Annotated in this window: 14 protein-coding genes and 1 pseudogene; 6 read left to right on the top strand and 9 right to left on the bottom strand. The window is 55.4% G+C overall.

What is annotated here, in order from left to right; all coding sequences use genetic code 11:
* Window positions 1-132: 132 nt before the first annotated feature.
* Window positions 133-3,924, bottom strand: a complete 3,792-nt coding sequence (locus tag CYR55_RS06985; protein WP_101815427.1) for an NAD(P)-binding protein — start codon at window positions 3,922-3,924, stop codon at window positions 133-135.
* A gap of 475 nt (window positions 3,925-4,399) precedes the next feature.
* A complete protein-coding gene (locus tag CYR55_RS06980; RefSeq protein ID WP_101815426.1) occupies window positions 4,400-5,002 on the bottom strand; it encodes a DsrE family protein in 603 nt (200 codons plus the stop codon).
* 361 nt (window positions 5,003-5,363) lie between these two features.
* On the opposite strand from CYR55_RS06980, the gene CYR55_RS06975 reads away from it, so the two are divergent.
* Window positions 5,364-6,674 (top strand): methyl-accepting chemotaxis protein, encoded by a 1,311-nt coding sequence (locus tag CYR55_RS06975; protein WP_101815425.1) that lies wholly within the window; start codon window positions 5,364-5,366, stop codon window positions 6,672-6,674.
* A gap of 245 nt (window positions 6,675-6,919) precedes the next feature.
* On the opposite strand, the pseudogene CYR55_RS06970 reads toward CYR55_RS06975, so the two are convergent.
* Window positions 6,920-7,144: pseudogene (locus CYR55_RS06970) on the bottom strand (LysE family translocator); the annotation flags it as partial.
* Between the two features lie 695 nt (window positions 7,145-7,839).
* Between CYR55_RS06970 and CYR55_RS06965 the strand changes: the two are divergent.
* Window positions 7,840-8,571, top strand: coding sequence for an SDR family oxidoreductase (locus CYR55_RS06965; protein ID WP_101815424.1), 732 nt, complete (start codon window positions 7,840-7,842; stop codon window positions 8,569-8,571).
* Window positions 8,572-8,805: 234 nt separating this feature from the next.
* On the opposite strand, the gene CYR55_RS06960 is transcribed toward CYR55_RS06965, so the two are convergent.
* On the bottom strand, window positions 8,806-9,576 hold the full coding sequence (locus tag CYR55_RS06960) for an NAD(P)H-dependent oxidoreductase (protein ID WP_101815423.1): 771 nt from the start codon (window positions 9,574-9,576) through the stop codon (window positions 8,806-8,808).
* 85 nt (window positions 9,577-9,661) lie between these two features.
* On the opposite strand from CYR55_RS06960, the gene CYR55_RS06955 reads away from it, so the two are divergent.
* Window positions 9,662-10,558, top strand: coding sequence for a LysR family transcriptional regulator (locus tag CYR55_RS06955; protein WP_101815422.1), 897 nt, complete (start codon window positions 9,662-9,664; stop codon window positions 10,556-10,558).
* Window positions 10,559-10,659: 101 nt separating this feature from the next.
* Here the strand turns inward: CYR55_RS06955 and CYR55_RS06950 are convergent, their stop codons facing one another.
* Both CYR55_RS06950 and CYR55_RS06945 read right to left on the bottom strand, forming a co-directional pair.
* Window positions 10,660-10,962, bottom strand: a complete 303-nt coding sequence (locus tag CYR55_RS06950) for a chorismate mutase (RefSeq protein ID WP_101815421.1) — start codon at window positions 10,960-10,962, stop codon at window positions 10,660-10,662.
* A 135-nt stretch (window positions 10,963-11,097) separates the two neighbouring features.
* Window positions 11,098-11,700, bottom strand: a complete 603-nt coding sequence (locus CYR55_RS06945) for a glutathione S-transferase family protein (protein ID WP_101815572.1) — start codon at window positions 11,698-11,700, stop codon at window positions 11,098-11,100.
* 331 nt (window positions 11,701-12,031) lie between these two features.
* On the opposite strand from CYR55_RS06945, the gene CYR55_RS06940 reads away from it, so the two are divergent.
* Window positions 12,032-12,937, top strand: a complete 906-nt coding sequence (locus CYR55_RS06940) for a LysR substrate-binding domain-containing protein (RefSeq protein WP_101815420.1) — start codon at window positions 12,032-12,034, stop codon at window positions 12,935-12,937.
* A 25-nt stretch (window positions 12,938-12,962) separates the two neighbouring features.
* Here the strand turns inward: CYR55_RS06940 and CYR55_RS06935 are convergent, their stop codons facing one another.
* The gene (locus CYR55_RS06935) at window positions 12,963-13,829 is read right to left on the bottom strand and encodes a LysR family transcriptional regulator (RefSeq protein WP_101815419.1); all 867 of its coding nucleotides are present in this window, start codon (window positions 13,827-13,829) and stop codon (window positions 12,963-12,965) included.
* 107 nt (window positions 13,830-13,936) lie between these two features.
* Here CYR55_RS06935 and CYR55_RS06930 point away from each other — a divergent pair, with 107 nt between their 5' ends.
* A complete protein-coding gene (locus tag CYR55_RS06930; protein WP_101815418.1) occupies window positions 13,937-14,911 on the top strand; it encodes a quinone oxidoreductase family protein in 975 nt (324 codons plus the stop codon).
* A 12-nt stretch (window positions 14,912-14,923) separates the two neighbouring features.
* Here CYR55_RS06930 and CYR55_RS06925 read toward each other — a convergent pair whose 3' ends face one another.
* On the bottom strand, window positions 14,924-15,526 hold the full coding sequence (locus CYR55_RS06925) for a LysE family translocator (protein WP_101815417.1): 603 nt from the start codon (window positions 15,524-15,526) through the stop codon (window positions 14,924-14,926).
* A 161-nt stretch (window positions 15,527-15,687) separates the two neighbouring features.
* Here CYR55_RS06925 and leuA point away from each other — a divergent pair, with 161 nt between their 5' ends.
* Complete coding sequence (gene leuA, locus CYR55_RS06920; RefSeq protein WP_101815416.1) at window positions 15,688-17,358, top strand: 2-isopropylmalate synthase; 1,671 nt, start codon at window positions 15,688-15,690, stop codon at window positions 17,356-17,358.
* On the opposite strand, the gene CYR55_RS06915 is transcribed toward leuA, so the two are convergent.
* A complete protein-coding gene (locus CYR55_RS06915) occupies window positions 17,348-18,109 on the bottom strand; it encodes an AraC family transcriptional regulator (protein ID WP_101815415.1) in 762 nt (253 codons plus the stop codon). The two genes, leuA and CYR55_RS06915, sit on opposite strands and share 11 nt — an antisense overlap.
* Between the last annotated feature and the right edge of the window lie 165 nt (window positions 18,110-18,274).

Genomic DNA, 18,274 nt, shown 5'->3' with positions numbered 1-18,274 from the left:
TTGTCACCGCTATAAAGTGTAGACATATTTATCATTTATGGGAGATTACATGCCGGACGGCGGGGTGTGGTGCATGCCCGGCCGCAGCCCAGGCAGAACAAGCGGCGCCCCGGCAAGCGGGGCGCGCGGAGGTTAACTGCCGGTACCGTCTTTGCGTTGCAGCGCTTTCACTTTTTGTGCTGCATTCTTACCGGCCACAAAGGCGTGATCTGAATTGTAGTACTCCCACTCGCTATAGCGACCCGCCAGCACGATGTCATGCTTCGCCAGCCAGGTGCGCACCGTCGAGACATGTTGCGCGCGGGTATGGTCGTAGAGCACATAGGCGTAAGGCATGTCGACGATATTGGCCGCCAGCACCTTGTCCTCTTTGGTAAACATCCCGACCTGGATGCACTCCTCAATGCAGCGGTCGATCAGCGCCTGACCATCCACCGGCAGCGGTTTATGCGGCGAATAGGTGATTTCGCAGGTAATGCCGAAGCCGCCCGGCGCATTACAGTGCGGGCTGGCATTCCCCTGCACAAAGATACGGTGGAAAATAGTGTCGCCCGGGTAATAGATCCAGTGCTTGTTGGTGAGGTTTTCACGGCCGATGCCGAGGTTCACACATTTCACCGAAATGTGCTGCAAACCGGCAGCGGCGGCGTGTATCGCCGGCGGCGCAGCATCGCCCATCATTTTAATCAGCTCCGGCAGCGGCAGGGTGCTGACCAGGTGGTCATAACGGTAGCGGCGGCCATCGGCCAGCGTCAGCAGGTGTTCACGCGGTTGCACCTGGACAATTTTCGCGCCGGTTTCCAGCTGGCCCTCAATATGCGGCAGGAACCCTTCCATCAACGCCTGGAAGCCCCCTTTCAGCGGGTAGCCGAAACGCGAGTTCGGCCCCATCGGCGGCGGTGCCGGCTCCAGCGCGCCCTGGATAATCTGGTCCAGCTCCGGCAGCGGCACACGCCCGCCCAGCCAGGAGGTCTCCATCTCAGAGAGCGGCACCGTCCAGAGTTTTTTGTTGTAAGGCACGGCGAAGTGTTTGGCGATCCCTTTGCCCCAGACCTGATGGATAAACTGCTCGAAGTTCTGCGGTTTTTTGTTGCCGCCGTCACGCGCCGGGGTGTTCTCATCCGGCGCGCTGCCGTCTGCACAGCAGTCATCCAGCGGCTTGACCACGGTACCGCCGGCCGGTTGGGCTGCCTCGCCGTAGCGGGCTTCGATCGCGCCGACGATACATTCGGTGATCACGGCAGGCGGCAGGCCATACAGTGCCCCCTGGAACGGGTAGCGGGTGTAGACGTCGTGGCTGTAGATCCAGGCCTCACGGTTCTGCCAGTGCATATTGTCCCCCAGCAGCATCTCATAGAGTTGCAGCACATACGGGTCATTGGAGAACATGATGTGCCCGGCGTAATCGAAGGTGAATCCATTGTCTTGCACGGAGCGGCACCAGCCGCCGACGCTGTCATGGCGCTCCAGTAGCAGCGCACCGGGGCCATAGTGGTACGCGGCACTCAGGCCGGTCGGCCCGGCACCGGCGATCAGGCACGGGATACGCTGCGCCTCGCTCTGGACATTGCCGGTGCTGAGCACCGCGACGTTGGAGCCGGAGAGTTCGGCCCGGGTCGGCATTTCTGTTTCCAGCACCGGGTGGCGGTTGTGCAGCAGCGCCTCATCCATCAGCGTCGCCATCTGCTCGGCGGTGGCATCCCAGGAGGTGCGGGCGATGCGGGTGCGCATCACCGAGGCGGTTTCAGCCAGCTGCTCCTCATCCTGCGCCAGCGCCTGTTCACAGGCGGCGATGAATTCCTCCGCGGTGTGGCCAATCGCTACCACATCGCCGTAAGGTTCCTCCACATCTTTAATGGCGGTACTGACGATCGGCAGTTCCGCCGCCATATACTCCAGCACCTTGGTCGGGCTGATAAAGCGCGTGGACTCATTGATCGCGAACGGCAGCAGGCAGACATCCCAGCCCGCCAGGAAGTGCGGCAGCGCCTGATAGGTGTGCTGGCCGTAGTAATGGATATTGGGGCGCTGCGGCAGCGTCGCCGGGTCGATTTTCACCACCGGCCCGACCATGATCAGCTGCCACTCCGGGTGACTGTCCGCCAGGGCGGCGATAAGGTCGAGATCCAGCCGCTCATCCAGCACGCCATAAAAACCAAGGCGCGGGTGCGGCAGATCATCCTGCAGCGGGTGGCCGTTGTTGCGGTCACGCGCCTGTTCAAAATGCACGGCATCCACGCTGCTTGGGAAGCAGTAGCTGTTGTCGTGGCGGCCCTGCTTGGCCGCATGCAGGCTCGGCCCGCCGGTGAACAGCAGATCGGCCCGCGTCAACAGGGCCGACTCACGTTGCAGCAGCTGTTTCGGCGCATTTTTAAACGCCGCCAGTTCATCCATGCAGTCATACACCACCAGGCTGGCATGGAGCGGGGCCAGCAACGGCAGCGCCATCGGGGTATAGAACCAGACAATCGGGTCGCTGCTGTCGTCGAGCAGGTTTTCCAGCAGGGGTTGCAGCACCGCTATCTGATCATCATGGAAGCCAGGCGCATGCACCGGGGTATGAGGGCGGTAAACGGTAATATTGGCTGCTGGGGTACTGGTCTCCAGATAGGGTTTACCTTCGTCATACACCGGTTCTTCGATGAACAGGATCTTGTGAAACTGAGCCAGTCGGCTAAGTAATTGTTGTGGTCGTTGGTAGACAAAATCCCAGCGCAAGTGGCAAAACACAATAATTGTCGACATAGAGCTTTCCTGGCCCATTGGGCTGTTGTTGAAACACAGTTTCGAGTGGAGCCGATGCAACATGCCCTGAGCACGGCGCAGGGCGGCGGCATAGTGAGGAACCAGTACCCGGGCATGGGGGTCTGGGCCGAGATAGTCCAGATCCCACAGGCCGCTGCGGTGCCAGTGTGTGACGTTGTCCCAGTCGGGACGGTCAATAATCGGGTAGAGACATACCCCCCGGACATCCACCCCCGCCAGCAGCGCCTGCGCCACTTCGTTGGTAATGTCATTGACCCAGGTACCGCGACCGCTGCCGACATGGCTGGTTTCTGCCAGCAAAATCGGACGGCCGTAGCGTTGGTAAAGTTCCTTGAGCATCAGGTGCAGGGGCTTGCGCCGCGGGTCACCCAAATGCCACCACAGCCGGGCTTCGGTGCCGCCCTCCCACTGGTTGCTGTGGTAATAGTTGGCACCAATCAGGTCGAGGTAGCGCGGTGAGCCGCCAAGCTCTGGGGCGAGGCGGCCGCACAGCATGTCCCACCCGGCGTATTGCGCCTGACGCCAGCCTTCGACGGAGCCGTCAAACCCTTCTACCTCTATTTCCGGCGGCACCAGGTGGATAATCGGGTCGCACTGCAAAATGCGCGCGCGCGGGTCGGCCGCCCAGATGGCGTCACACCCGGCGATGGTGGCGCGCACGAACTGGCGTTTGCCCTCATCCGCCACGTTATCCCCGGCACCCGGCGGCACCGGGAAAATGCCGTGCTCCATGCCCCAGCTGGTAAAGGAGATTTCGTTAATCGGCGAGTAGATCGGCGTGTCGGTATAAGGGGCGAGATAACGCGTCAGGGCATCACACAGGCGGGCAAAGCGGGTAATAAATTCAGGGGAGAAAAAATCAACATCTTCGGGGTAGCCGTAATGGCAGAAGGTCCAGCAGATCTGAATGCCCAGCTCCTGGGCAATCCGGGCGCGCTCCTCCAGGGAGCTGAAATCAAATTGCCCGTCCTTTTCCACCAGCCGCCAGCCCACACTTTCGCGCACGCAGCGGATGTTAAAACCCAGCAGCGCGGTGTAATCCTCCCGCACTTTCGCGAAGTGGCCGGTGGCTTCATTCATCGACAGCGGCTCACCCAGTGGGTTGATATGATCCGCACCTTCATATCCGGCTTGCCAGAAACTGGAAAATGGGGTCATGACGTTTCCTTTTGCATAAATGAGCCGGCCTTGTCCTTTGCCTGCCCATTGGCCATTTCCGGCAGACGGGGCGAAGCTAAACAATGGCTGGGGGAGCCGCCTTCCATCCGCAGGAAAACGGCCGTGTTGCAAAACGGTATCACTGTGTGGTGCGGCGTACCGGTGACCGGCTACGCGCAAAAGAGAAAGGCCGCAGACCGATGCCGGGATGATGAAAAAACGGCAAATCAGCAGGGTCTGTTGGCAATGACATATCGTTCTTCTGAGGATGTCAGGGACAGGTTTGTCCATCCCACTTAAGAGTCAGGATAGTAGAAGTATTGTTCACCCAGTGGCTTATGCACGCGATACAAAACTTTGAACTGGAATAACCTAAATAAACGTTTTTTTACAAAGTAAAGGCGGGGTTATTAGCACGAATTACTAAACCAGCGCTTTTTATCATGCTAAATAGCGCCGGTTCAGGGCAGGAGAATCACAGCGGCATTAATACATAGCCGTCCTCTTCCAGCGAGGTAATGGTCGTCAGGCTCGAGAGGGCGAGCGTGACGTGGGGGTCGATCCAGTCATAGGGGTAGTGATGCCCGGCCACCGCCTGGCTGCATATCGCCAGATCCACCCCGGCGCGGGTCAGTTGCTCAATTAACGGGACATTCGGGTTATTGATGCCGAACATTTCATGGTAGTGCTCATTGCTTAAGATCGCATCGGTCGCGGAACCGGAAATCGCCCCGACAAACTTAAGCTGGCTGAGCGGCACACCCGCTGCCACATACAGGTTAACCGTACGCGCCAGGTGATCCAGCTCCTTATTGACTTTATCGGGCGCTTCCGCCTGTTCAGTAATCTGGAACACAATTTTATGCACTTTGTCCGTGCGCGGCAGGTAAGCAGACTCCGGCAGATAGTGGATTTTGCCGTAACCCTGGATGGCCGGGGTCTGCCAGAACCCGGCCGGTGCCGTTTTCGCACTCTGCGTGCCGGAAGCGGAAGCGATCAATTTCGGCAAGTGCGTGGCTGCGGCCCCCACTACCCCGCCCAGTAGGGCAACGATCGCTAATGATGTCAGATGGCGCATGGCGTTCTCCCTGAACAGGCCGTGATGCGGCCGTTACAGTCAATACAGTGGATCAGGAAATAATCTGTATCAGAATATGTAGCGGGTTAATTTACCACGCACGCTACGTAACCGGGTAACGGCAGCCGGGCGTCAGGGGGCTTTTAAGAGGAGTCCCATGGGGTGACTTGTCGATACGTTAATGTCATAACTTCACCCTCTTGACGTCCAGGCAGGTGCGGGCTGCTTATATACCTGCCCGATTAGGCGGGATGTTGCGCGCAACCCGCTAATAATCAGTGAAAACTATCACAGCGATACATAATGCAGGCGGGAGGGCTGCCGATAATACCAGCAGTCACTCCTTAAACCGGTTTATCTGATGCGCGTGAGTTTCCTGAAAAATATCCCCTTCCTGAGCAGTCTGCGCTCAGCGGCGTCGTTTAACGCGCTGGCGCAGACGATGCCCGTAATAGAATTCACCCCTGCCGGGATTATTCAGCAGGCCAGCCCGCTTTTTCTGGCAACCATGGGATACCGCGCTGACGAAATCACGGGCCGGCACCACAGCATGTTCTGCCCGCCTTCATGTGTGAACTCGCCTGAGTACAGCCGCTTCTGGCAGCGCCTGGCGAAAGGGGAAAGTTTCAGTAATAAATATCTGCGGCTGGCTAAGGGAAATCGCCCCGTATGGCTTGAAGCCAGTTATATTCCGGTCACTGACTGGCGCGGCAGAGTATGCAAAATCATTAAAATCGCTGCCGATATCTCAGAGCGCATGCAATCAGCCCTTGAGCAGGAATCCGTCATCAATGCCATCAGCCGTTCAATGGCTGTCATTTCATTTAATCCGGCCGGCATCGTGCTTGATGTGAACGAGAATTTCCTCAAGACCACCGGTTATCAACGGGAAAACGTGCTGGGGAAGCATCACCGGATGTTCTGTTCAGAAACACTCCGTAACAGTGAGGAGTACCGACAGTTCTGGGAGAGGCTGAACCAGGGGGAGTTTTTTTCCGGTCTGTTTCCGCGCCTTAACCGCCATGGTGAACCGCTCTGGCTCCGTGCGACTTATAACCCTGTATTTAACAGTGACGGCCAGCTGTACAAAATTGTGAAATTTGCCTCAGACGTCACGGAGCAGGTTTTGCGGAACCAGCGGGAGCAGGAGGCGGCGGTCCATGCCTGGAATATGGCCGTGCAGACCCGGGCAAGTGCGCAGGCCGGGGCCGTTGTTGTTGAGAACAGCATACGGATGATTGACCGGATTACCCAGGGGATGAACGTCGTCTCCGCCGATATCTCGCGCCTTAACAGTCAGTCTGACAGCATTGACGGCATGGTGGAAACTATCCGGAGCTTTGCCATGCAGACGCGGCTTATCGCACTCAATGCCGCTATTGAGGCTGCCAGGGCAGGCACCTCCGGGAGGAGTTTTGCGGTTGTTGCCGAAGAAGTCCGTAGCCTGGCGGCGAGTGTCAGTGGTGCGACCGAAAACATCGAACGGGTGGTGGCCGGCAACAATCAGCTGGCTAAAGAGGTGCTTAAGGGCATTGAAAGCAGCCTTACGGATACCGGCCAGGGAGGGAGACTCATGCGCGAAGCCGGTGAGGTGATCGCCGGCATTCAGAAGAATTCAGAAAGTTTAGAGAGTGCCGTGAAGGATGTGGCCCGCTCGGTGAAAACGGGGTAACGATGCCCCGGCCCCATGCGGTTACGGGTAACGCGGTGCTTACGGCTGAACGGGCTGTTTAATCGTCAATATCGGCTTTTCACTCAACGTTGGCAGAGAACGAGCCTGGTGGTTGGCTATGTGCCGGAAGCAGACTAAATAACACCAGGGAGCAGTCAATTAGCCGGGAGAGGCCCGTCATGCTAAAAAAGCGGGTTAGTTGTCAGTCCTGACACATTATAAATCACGCCAAAGCAGGCAACGACAAGCAGACTAAGCCACAGCGGTGACACGGAAACAACACCTTTCAGCATGAGCGTCGCCAGTGCAATCAGCACGAGCGAGGCTCCGTTCGTGCCGGCGGCTGTGGCAAAAGCGTTGCGGTATCCGTAACGCGCTGCTGTTCCGGTAATCAGCGCCACCACCGGGCCCGGGGTCAGCAGCAGCATCATGACCGAAAGTATGTAAGCGACAAGCAGAGTCATGTTCATTTTGACGATTTGTCCTTATTTATATGAAGCTGAAGCTGACAGCGTGCAGGATTAAGCGCACCTGGCTCACTGAGCAGATACTGCTTCCATTCCAGGCTGTTCCCATGGCCATAGAACATAGAGAGCGGGCTCCTTTCACTCCCCTTCAGGGAGGCGATTTCAACAGGAGACGGTTATTACCTGGTCTGGCCAGAAAACTCAGCTAAAAAACGAATATCGGCATCCTCCTGGACTGGTTGAAATTACATGTACCGACACTCCCGGACTTTGAGCTGATTTACCATGACAGCCACGAAAATAATATTGCCTGAGCGGGTAATTATTGAGACAGGTTAACCTGAGAAGTAATACAGAAAACCCATGATATAACCGTCTCAATATTGAATAGGTGATAGATGAAGGCAGAGCTTTCAATAAAAACATTGCTATCTAAGGGAAGTACCCTCTCCTTTTGAAGGGATTCCGAATGTAAGCAGCTGTGTTTTCGCTTTTTTTACTCAATCGCCCTTTCTATATAGACCATACTCCATAGCGCGGTCGGAGCCGTCAGCCACCCATAAGCAGGAATTGTTAAGACGCGTGATGCACTTTTCTTAACCTACGGGAATTATTTAGAAAATTGATTCTGAAATTAACCCGTCAGGAGCGTGAACCTGGCACCTCGCCACCGTTAAATCATTAATCGGAGAATTATCATGAAAATGCAGGATCTCACGGGCAAAGTTGCCGTTATCACCGGGGCATCGAGCGGTATAGGTCAGGCTGCTGCACGCCTTCTGGTTGCGGAAGGGACGCATGTCATCCTGGCTGCGCGCCGTATCGACCGGCTCACTGCACTGGCAAAAGAACTGGGTGATGCTGCTACTGTTGTTCAGGTTGATGTAGCCGATCACGCCCAGGTAAAAGCCCTTTTTGAGCAGGTGCGAGTGCGTTTTGGTGGCCTGGACTTACTTTTTAATAATGCCGGAACAGGCGTCAGTGCATCGTTTGAGGAGAGCACGCCGGAAGACTGGAAAACCATGGTTGACGTTAATCTGCATGGTGTTTTCAACTGTACACATGAAGCTATTCCATTAATGCGCGGCCGTGCGGGGGCCATGATCTCGTCTGTTTCCAGTGTAGGTGGGCGTTATGGTGTGCAGAACTGGTCGGTGTACAGCGCAACCAAATATGCCGTCGTCGGTTTTCATGATGCACTACGCAAAGAACTGGGCCCAGACCGGATCCGTGTGTCAGTCATAGAGCCGGGGGCCGTCTGGACTGAATTTGGCCAGAATGTCAGCGAAGCGATGAAAGAGCGTCGTGAAAAGCTTGATGCGCTTAGTGCAGAGGATGTCGCTCAGGCCTTGGTGTATGCGTTTGCCCAGCCCGCTAATGTGCTGGTTGAAGAGATCATGTTGCGGCCCGTGCTCCAGGTCGCGCCTTAAGACGTACTCCCTGTGTAATGTGGTGCCATCAACCCAACATGCGCAACCATACAGACCCGGGAAGAGATTAAGGGAAATGCATTCAGCAGGGCGGCCGTTCACGCCGGCAGCCCTTTCTCTTTATGCTATCACGTTATTCTGAACGGGGTTGGCAGCCGACATTGACACAGATATCCATTGTTCATTGCCTTACTGCATATCATTAACGCCTTATCTGTGAGTTTCAGGCTCTTGTTAAGTATCAGCAATGTGTGCTGCCAGCCCTGTTTGGCCCGGCGCAATATGATCGGCCAAAGCATGATGATCCGGGTAGCTACCCTCATTTTGTAACCGAAAGGGAATCGGCGCATCGTCAAAGAGTCCTTCCAGCCGGTTGCGCCAATTGGCCTCCACCCTGCGCAGAGCGTCAGCATCGAGCCGCCCGCTTCCATAAACCGCAAACGTGGGTAATACCTCCATGCCGGTGTAAAACAGCGCACCATGTGTGATGGGAAACAGGAGTTGTTCCAGGGGGCCATTGATGCCCCTGGGAGAATAATCTTGTTCCGGGCCACCGACGGACACGGCCAGCAATGCACGTTTGCCCATGAAGCCACCCTCTCCATAGCGATGCGCATTGCCCTTGCCTTGATATCCATACGCCAGGCCATAGGCCCACACCCGCTCTATCCAGCCTTTCATGATCGCGGGCATGCTGAACCACCAGAGCGGGAACAGCATAATCACCGCATCCGCAGCCAGGACTTTGCGTTGCTCTTGTTCGACGTCTGACGTCTGGCAGCCATGTGCAAAGGCGTGTTCCGACTCCCCAATGAATGACAGACGCTCAGGATTGCTTCGATTGGGGAAGTCCCGGCCGTCAAACACGGCTTTCCACGCCATACCATAGAGATCGGACTCGACCACTGTATGGCCTTGGGCCGTCAATACCTCAGTAGCAATGTTGACGAGGTGGCGCGTTAAAGACGTGCTTTCTGGCTGTGCGTGGACAAGAAGAATGTTCATAATTTATGCCTCATGAGTAGATGAGGACACAGTAATTTCGTATGAGGTATAGTTGAAATGAATTTCCAATATATCTGGTATTGTCATGAGTAATAGCCTAAAAGGTATCGACTTAAATCTGCTGGTCACTCTCGATGCGCTTTTGATAGAACACAACGTCACGCGTGCGGCTGAACGTTTACATCTGTCACAGCCTGGCGTCAGCGTTCAGCTCTCCCGGCTGCGGGAGTTATTTGGCGATCCCTTGCTGCTGCCCGGCCCCCGGGGGATGCGGCCGACCGCACGCGCCGACGGGCTGCGTGAGCCTCTGCGGCAGGCATTGGCAGCCCTGCAACAGGTGGTCGCACCGTCAAATCCCTTCGACCCTGCCCTGGCAAATCAGAGTTGGCGTGTCGCCGCCTTTGACTACGGTGCGTTAACTATCCTCGTGCCTGCCCTGGAGATGCTGCGTGCCGCTGCACCAGCGGCACGTCTGGCGATCGTACAAAGTCTTCCCTCACAGGTGGCGAGGAAAGCGGAACAAGGTGATATTGACCTTGCTTTCATGACAGGTGCCGAAGCGCCGCTGGATTTACATCGCCGTACGTTGTTCACGGAACGCTACGTGCTCGCCGGCCGCGCCGGCCATCCTCACTTGCAGAGCCCGCCTTCGCTGGCGACGTTCTGTCAGCTCGACCATGTGATTGTCTCGCCCGAAGGGGGCGGATTTCATGGTGCGACAGATACGGTGTTGGCCGAGCAGGGCATGACACGCCGTGTCTCGCTGTCAGTGCCGGGTTTTCTGCTCCTTGGTGCGGTTCTGACGAGCACCGATCTGGTCGCCATGGTGCCCCGGCGACTGGTTTGTGGAAACGACGCGCTACAGGTTGTCGAGCCTCCCCTTGACGTGCCGGGCTTCGAGATGCTCATGCTCTGGCCCGAACGTGTCCACCGTGACCAGGCTCATCAGTGGCTACGTGAACATATTGCCCGTTCGGTATAAACATCCATTGTTACCGGCTTTTCCTGTCGCAATGGGTCATTAAGAAAACCAAGTATCTGGACCGTTTCGGGAACGTGGTGGCCTGGTAAGCAACACGCTTCTCAGTTGATGGCCTTTTCCTGTCGCAATTGGTCGTGGTGTTCAAGCTCATAATCAATAAACGCGTCGATCATGGTTCGATAGACTTTCTCGATAATCACTTCGGGAAGCCCTGCTTCAGCAGCTTTCTTACGTACCTTGTCGATTACCTGTTGAACGCGGTCGGGAGCACGAACGGCCGAGTGGTCGGTTTTGAAAGCCGCAGCCGCTTTAACACATTCGGCGCGCTGAGCGATAATGTTAACCAGTTCGCTATCGATGTGGTCGATGCGATTTCTCACCTCTTCAATGGACGAAAAATTCACCTTTAATCTCCTTGGCTAGTACATGAGTACAGAAGATTACATAAAATATTGCCTGAATCCAATGCTTAGCATAAGGAATAGTGCGGAATGTGCGTTTTTTGCTTATCAGGGACAACCATAATCAAACCTCTTACATCACAGAGGATATTTTTTAAATGCCGGATGGGCTTCGAATGCTTCAGTCATTGACTGGATATTTTTAAAATCATTAACCGGCACGACATGGGGGATCATTGTCTGAATAAATGTCCATACTACGGTGCTGGTTATCGATACCTGATCGGGCGTTGTGGAAACAGGGCGATTCCCCAGTAGAACATGCCATTCCCGGCAGGCAGCCAGCAGCTGGTGAGTAATACGCTCAATCCAGGGCTGATGCTGTTTCTCCGCGGGCCGGAGATTATGTTCATAAACATGTTGTACCGCTTTTTCACACGCGGAGAGAATAAAACCCAATACCTGAAGTTCTTTTGCCAGTGCATCCGGGGAAGCAGGCAGGCGTTTCCGGTGGGTATCAGCCTGTGCCTCAAAATAATTAAGGATCAGCGATGAGTCCATCAATGTTACGCCGTTATCCAGAATCAGCGTGGGCGCTTTTACCGCCGGGTTAATTTTGGAGAACGCGTCGAAGGTGCTGAATACTGACAGTGGCAGGTTTTCAAACTCAATGCCGTAAAGTTCAAGGGATATGGCCACGCGCCTTACATAAGGAGAATCCATCATGCCAATAAGTTTCATCATTCCTGTTTTCCTGTATCTAAAAAATCATGCGGTTAATTAATATAAATAGACCAGCCGGGGATAATCCCGCCCTTTTACCACCCGGTTAATAGAGTGATGAAAGATTACAATATATTCATTACCTTTAATATCATGAGTATCTAACCTGAGCTGTCATTAACGCTGACATATTGCCGGGCCGATCAACTTTCACTTATATCATCTTTTCTTTTAAATTCATTGGGTTATAACTATTTTATATAGAGTTCCCCATATTTCCAGATAAGCTTTAAAAGCTTTTACGGTATGGTAACGTTGGCATAGTGAGAGGCGGTAAGGGAGTTTTATCATGTCTGATTTTCCACCCATTGCGAGTTTGCGTAGTTTTGAAGCAGTGGCTCGTCTTGGTAGCGTGACGTTAGCGGCTAAAGATTTGCATGTTACGCATTCTGCCATCAGCCAACAAATAAAAGTGCTGGAAGAAATTATCGGCGTAAAGCTGTTTATTCGTCATGGCCGGGGAGTACAAATTAATGAAGAAGGGCGGCTTTACGCTTTACAGGTGCGCGAGGCGCTGAAAAATATCGCCGACGCCACAAGACTCGTGCAGGTCAAGCCGCGAAGGCGGGAGTTGACCCTGGCGATGGTGCCCTCTTTTGGGTGCCACTGGCTGTTGCCGCGCCTTGAGCGGTTTCGCACGAAATACCCTCATATCACGCTGAGGCTGCAGGCCAGCCTGACCATAACCAACATGCTGCAGGAAGGCGTAGATATTGCCATTCGTATGGGTAAAGGCGACTGGGAGGGGATGAAAAGCCATTATCTTTTTTCAGATGAGCTGATCGTTGTCGCCGCGCCTTGTTTTAATGGTGGTGTGCTGCCCGGAACACCCTCAGAAGTGGCCAAAAGTAAAATTATCTTCTCAATGGAGTCGTGGAAAACCTGGTGCACCAACGCCGGGCTGGAGAGAGAGATTGTCCCGACCGGTTTATGCATTAACGACTCTAATCTGGTGCTGGAGGCTGTGCGGCTGAGTAAAGGTATCGCCCTGGAACGGCGCTCTCTGGTTCACGAGGCTATCGCAAGGGGAGAGCTGGTACAGCTCACGCCCTTTACTGCACCCTATCCCTGGCCATATTGGCTGGTCACCTCCCCGTCAGCAGAGCAAAAGCCGGAAGCTTCACTCTTTATTGCCTGGTTGGATGAGGAAATTGCCGCCTGGCATCAGCAGAAGGACTCACCCGATATCCCCTAGAAAAGAGGACACCCCAATCCCTGTGTCAGGGGTGTCTGTCAGGCGGGCAGGCTTTCCCAATGATATCAGCCAGAAATTCCATGACCCTGACAGCCGAGGGATCGCGCCTGTGCTCCGGATAGGCAACCAGCCATATACTCCTGACAGGGGGCGGTGAGTTTACCGCCAGTTTTACCAGTGAACTGTCAGCGTCCCCCATAAAGCAGGGTAAGGTCACCACGCCCAGCCCTCTCCTGGCTGCTTCTTGCTGTGCCATCAGGTCGCTTGCCCTGAAGATAATCCGCCGTCCGTTCAGCAGAGAGCCAAGCCATTTTTGCTGTGTCACATGCTCCAGTGAGCTTTCGTAGGCAATAAATACCCAGCTTTCAGGGGGCATGTCCAGCCAGGAAGGTGAGGCGTACAAGCCGAAGCGCATCGTGCCTATCCGCCTTGTGATCAGGTCAGGATCATCCGGCCTTGCCAGGCGGACCGCAATGTCAGCCTCACCTTTGTCCATCTGGACATGGTGGGAGACGCCTGATAATGAAAGTGCGACGCCCGGATGCTTTTGCATAAAGTCAGCCACGGCCGGCGCAATCAATTGTGCAGCGACAGCAGGGGAGGCGCTGACCCTGACAACCGCCGTTGGCGCAGCAGACAGCGACTTAGCCTGTAAATAAACCCGGTCTGCAATCCTGTTCATTTCGTCAGCCACCGAGGCAATGACCCGCCCTTGTTCTGTCAGGGTGGTGCGCCGGGGCAAACGCTCCGTAAGGCGAAGGCCGAGAGAGGTTTCAAGTGCGGCGATACGGCGGCTTACGGTGGCATGGTCTACGTGAAGCTCTTTTGCCGCCGCGAACATAGAGCCTTTGCGGGCCAGAGCAAGAAAGTAGTGTAAATCCTGCCAGTCCATTTATGCTCTCCTTGTGCATTTTTACGCATACATGGTGCTTTTATACCCGTATTTTTCCCAACGTGAACAACTTTATAATTTTCTCACTTAAACAGTGAGGAAAAACTATGTCTGTAGCCATCGTTATCAGCCAGCCCGGCGGCCCTGACGTCCTTAAAGCAACGGAAATAGCGTTGAAGGAACCCGGCCCTGAGGAAGTTCAGATTCAGCACAAGGTGATCGGCGTAAACTTTGTCGATATTTACTACCGTTCGGGGCTTTACCCTGCGCCCTCTTCTCCGGCTATACCGGGGTTTGAGGGGGCCGGAACAGTAAAGGCGGTGGGCAGTAACGTCCGCACCTTTACCCCAGGCGATCGGGTTGCCTACACCGGCAACCCGATGGGCGCGTATACAGAGCTCAGGAATATTCCTGCCGGCCGGCTCATTAAAATACCCGATGGGGTAGATATGCAGACGGCCGGCAGTTCGATGCTGCGAGGCCTCACCGCACACATGCTGCTTCACAAGGTACGGCACGTTAAAGCCGGTGACTGGATCCTGGTTCATTCAGCCGCGGGCGGCCTGGGGCAGATGGTCACCCGCTGGGCCACCATGAAAGGTGCCCGGGTTATCGGTACAACGGGCTCCGCGGCGAAAATGCGCATTGCTCAGGCAGCGGGTGCCACCGACGTTCTTCTTCACACGGATGCGGCATGGCCGGACAGGGTGCGCGCAATCGCGGAGGGTCGCGGGGTCCATCTTGCCATCGACGGGGTCGGCGGCACCCTGCTCTCTTCGACGCTCAGCGTGGTACGCCCTTTTGGGATAGTGGCCAGCCTGGGCCAGCCTGCCGGGCCTATTCCTCCGGTACGCGTAGAGGATCTTGGGTTCGCCCGCTCCATTGCCCTGATGCGGCCAAGTTCAATCGCCTATGCTGACGATGCTGATCTTTACAGGCAGGGAACCGAAGACCTTATGTTTGCCCTCCAGAACGGTTTGGAAAATCACATCGGCGCTGAATATGCGCTGACGGACGCGGCAAAAGCCCACACCGATCTTGAAGCCGGGCATACCACAGGAAGCGTGATACTGACTGTTTAGTGTTAAGGCTGCTTAGTGAAGAAGGCTGTGTAGTGAAAAAATAATGAGTAACGCCCCGCCGGCAATGTTGACATATTTTTTAAGCATCACCGGGTTGGCATTTTTGGCTGAGAACACCAGCGTATAGCTGAGGGTAATAAGCCAGAGGCACATAACCGCTACGTGAACGGAAGCTAAGGTCAGGAAATTGCCTACGCCCCCATGCTTGCCGGCAAACTGGGAAACAACCGTCAGATAGAAAATAATTGCTTTGGGATTTAGGATGTTAGCCAGCCACGCCTCCTTTACCGTAACGGCAGGCAGGCTGCTTTGGGGGTGAGGGTGTTTTGCATTCAGGCCGCTGCGGATGAGCACCCCGCCCAGCCAAAGAAGATACACTGTTCCTGCTATTTTCAGGGCACCATACATCGCCGGCGAGGAGACAATCACTGCCGTGATACCGAGCCCGATAAGCAGCGCATGGGTATAAATACCCAACGCGGTTCCGGCGAGGGTTCTGAACAGGCCACGGCGTCCGCCTGCCAGAGCGCTGCTCATGACAAGCGTGAAACTTGCACCCGGAGAGAGTGCAACAGGCAGGAGTGCAGGCATAAAGCCGGGGAGATTAATGTCCATATGCTATGGAGAGTAAGTGATACTTCACTCTGCTGCCAGTCTGATCAGCCTCATCCCTGCTCCGCAGTTGTCATTTTTGAATAAGCAGTTGTCATCTTCTGATGAGTTTTCCCGCCGGTTTAGCACGACACTGGGGCCTCGTTATTAAAAAGGAACCCGGTATGTTGAATAATCCTTCACTCAAGTATAAAACGCACCCTCCCGTCACCCTGACTGACAGACAATGGCCGGACAATACGTTAACCCGGCCTCCGCGCTGGCTTTCCACCGATTTACGTGACGGTAATCAGGCGCTTGCTGAGCCGATGGACAGCGCCCGGAAAATGAAATTCTGGGATCTGCTTATCGCCTGTGGCTTCCGGGAAATTGAGGTCGCGTTTCCCTCTGCATCGCAAACGGATTTTGATTTTGTCCGATCGCTGATTGAAGGAAAACGTATCCCGCAAGAGGTGAACATTCAGGTATTAACTCAGGCAAGAGAGGATTTGATTACGCGAACGTTTGAGTCATTGCGCGGCGTCCATCAGGCGACCGTCCATTTATATAATGCGACGGCGCCACTGTTCAGGGAAATCGTCTTTCGTCAGACACGTGATGAAATTGTTCAGCTTGCCGTCAGCGCGGCCCGGCAAATCCGCCGGTTATGCGAAGAGGCACCGGAAACCCGCTGGACATTTCAGTACTCCCCGGAAACCTTCTGCTTTACGGAGCCTGATTTTGCCCTGCAGATTTGTGAAGCCGTGGCTGAGGTCTGGGATCCGGATACAACCCGCCCCATGATTATCAACCTCCCTGCGACGGTTGAAGTCAGCATGCCTAATATTTATGCCGATCAGATAGAGTATTTCTGCCGCCATTTTTCGCGCCGCCGGCAGGTGTGTATAAGCGTTCATCCACACAACGATCGTGGAACAGGCATTGCCTGTGCAGAGCTTGCGCTACTGGCCGGCGCTGAACGCGTTGAAGGCTGCCTGTTTGGCAACGGAGAGCGTACAGGGAATGCTGACCTGGTGACGCTGGCGCTCAATCTTTATACGCAGGGCGTTTCCCCCGGGCTCGACTTCAGCCAGATGAAAAAAGTGGTGGAAGTGGTGGAGGAGTGCAATCAGCTGCCTGTTGCGCCGCGCCACCCCTACGCCGGTGAGCTGGTGTTTACTGCTTTTTCCGGTTCCCATCAGGATGCGATCAAAAAAGGCTTTGCTGCACGGCAGGGCGCATCAGACGCTTTCTGGAACGTGCCCTATCTGCCGCTCGATCCGGCAGACATCGGGTGCAGCTATGAGGCGGTTATCCGCGTAAACAGCCAGTCGGGCAAAAGCGGGGCGGCCTGGCTGCTGGAGCAGAATCACAACCTCAGTCTGCCCCGCCCGCTTCAGCAGGCCTTCAGCCTCCTGGTGCAGAAAGAGGCGGAATGTGGGGAGAAAGAGATGTCACAGATGGCTGTCTGGAACCTTTTCCGTCAGGCGTATGGCGTGGTTGACGCACCACCGCTGCGTTTAAAAGAGTATCTCTGCAACAACCAGCCCGATCAGCGTACCGTGCTTTCTGCTGAGATTATCTGCCGGGGCAAAACGCTGAGCCTGACGGGAGAGGGGAACGGTTTTCTGTCTGCGGCGCTGACCGCCCTCTGCCGGGAGGTAAAAACTGAGCTTGAAATAGTGAGTTATCAGGAGCACACGCTGGGTAAACGCAGCGACAGCCGCTCTGTGGCCTATGTGTGCTGCCAGGACAGGGCGGGGAGATGTGCATGGGGCGTCAGTATCGACAGTGATATCACCCGGGCCTCACTGCAAGCCATGCTGAACGCGGCGGCCAATTTCGTCACGGGTTGAAGTAATCACTCGGCGTCACCCCCATCACCCGCCGGAACATCACGCTGAACGCGCCCGGGCTGGCGTAACCTGAATCCAGCGCCACCCGTGTTATCTGCTCGCCCTGCGCCAGCCGCGTCAGGGCGTGCAGAAGACGCGCCCGCCGCACCCACTCGCTGAACTGCATGCCGGTTTGCTGGTAAAAATGGCGGTTGAGCGTGCGCCCGCTGGCGCTGATTTTTACGGCTGCCTGCGCTACCGACCAGGTCTCATGCGGTGCATCGCGAACGGCCCGGCACAGTTGTTTCAGGCGCTCAGAGACCGGCTCCGGCAGGTGAAACGGCAGCGTGTCCATAAGGCGGATTTCATCAAGCATCAGCTCATAAACACGTTCAGCCCGGCTTCCCGGCGTGTAGTCCTCAGGAAGCGTCAGCGCGCAGATAATCAACTCCCGTAACAGGTCACTCACGCCAACCACCTGACAGATGACGGGCAGATCTGCCCGTGCCAGCGGCTCGACAAAGAGCACCCTCGCCCTGACCTCCCCGGTGATATGCAGGGCATGCGGGATATGTGCCGGTATCCATACGCCGCGTGAAGGGGGGACGACCCAAAACCCGTACCGGGTCTCAATGCGGATAACGCCGCTCAGCGTATGAATAAGCTGAGCGCAGTTGTGCGTATGCCAGCCCTCATAATCGCCGTGCCGGTAGTCATGCGCATACGGGATAACCGGCCTGCATGAAAAATCAAAGTCGCTTTGTCTGGTCACTGAGTTGATATCCCTCTCTTTCGACGCGCTGCCTTACACCACCGCGTTCAGGCACCCTGTTTTACATGGTTTGTGAGGTCACAGGCCTCTGCCGCCTACCCTTTATGACGCTATCACTATTTGGACGCGGGGCCCATGCTGGAACAGCCCGAACGCCTGCCCTTC

The organism is Chimaeribacter californicus (assembly GCF_002858675.1).
In the GTDB taxonomy this organism is placed as follows: Bacteria; Pseudomonadota; Gammaproteobacteria; order Enterobacterales; family Enterobacteriaceae; genus Chimaeribacter; species Chimaeribacter californicus.
Note: the sequence above shows the minus strand (reverse complement) of the source record. Positions and strands in the feature narration are given on the sequence as shown.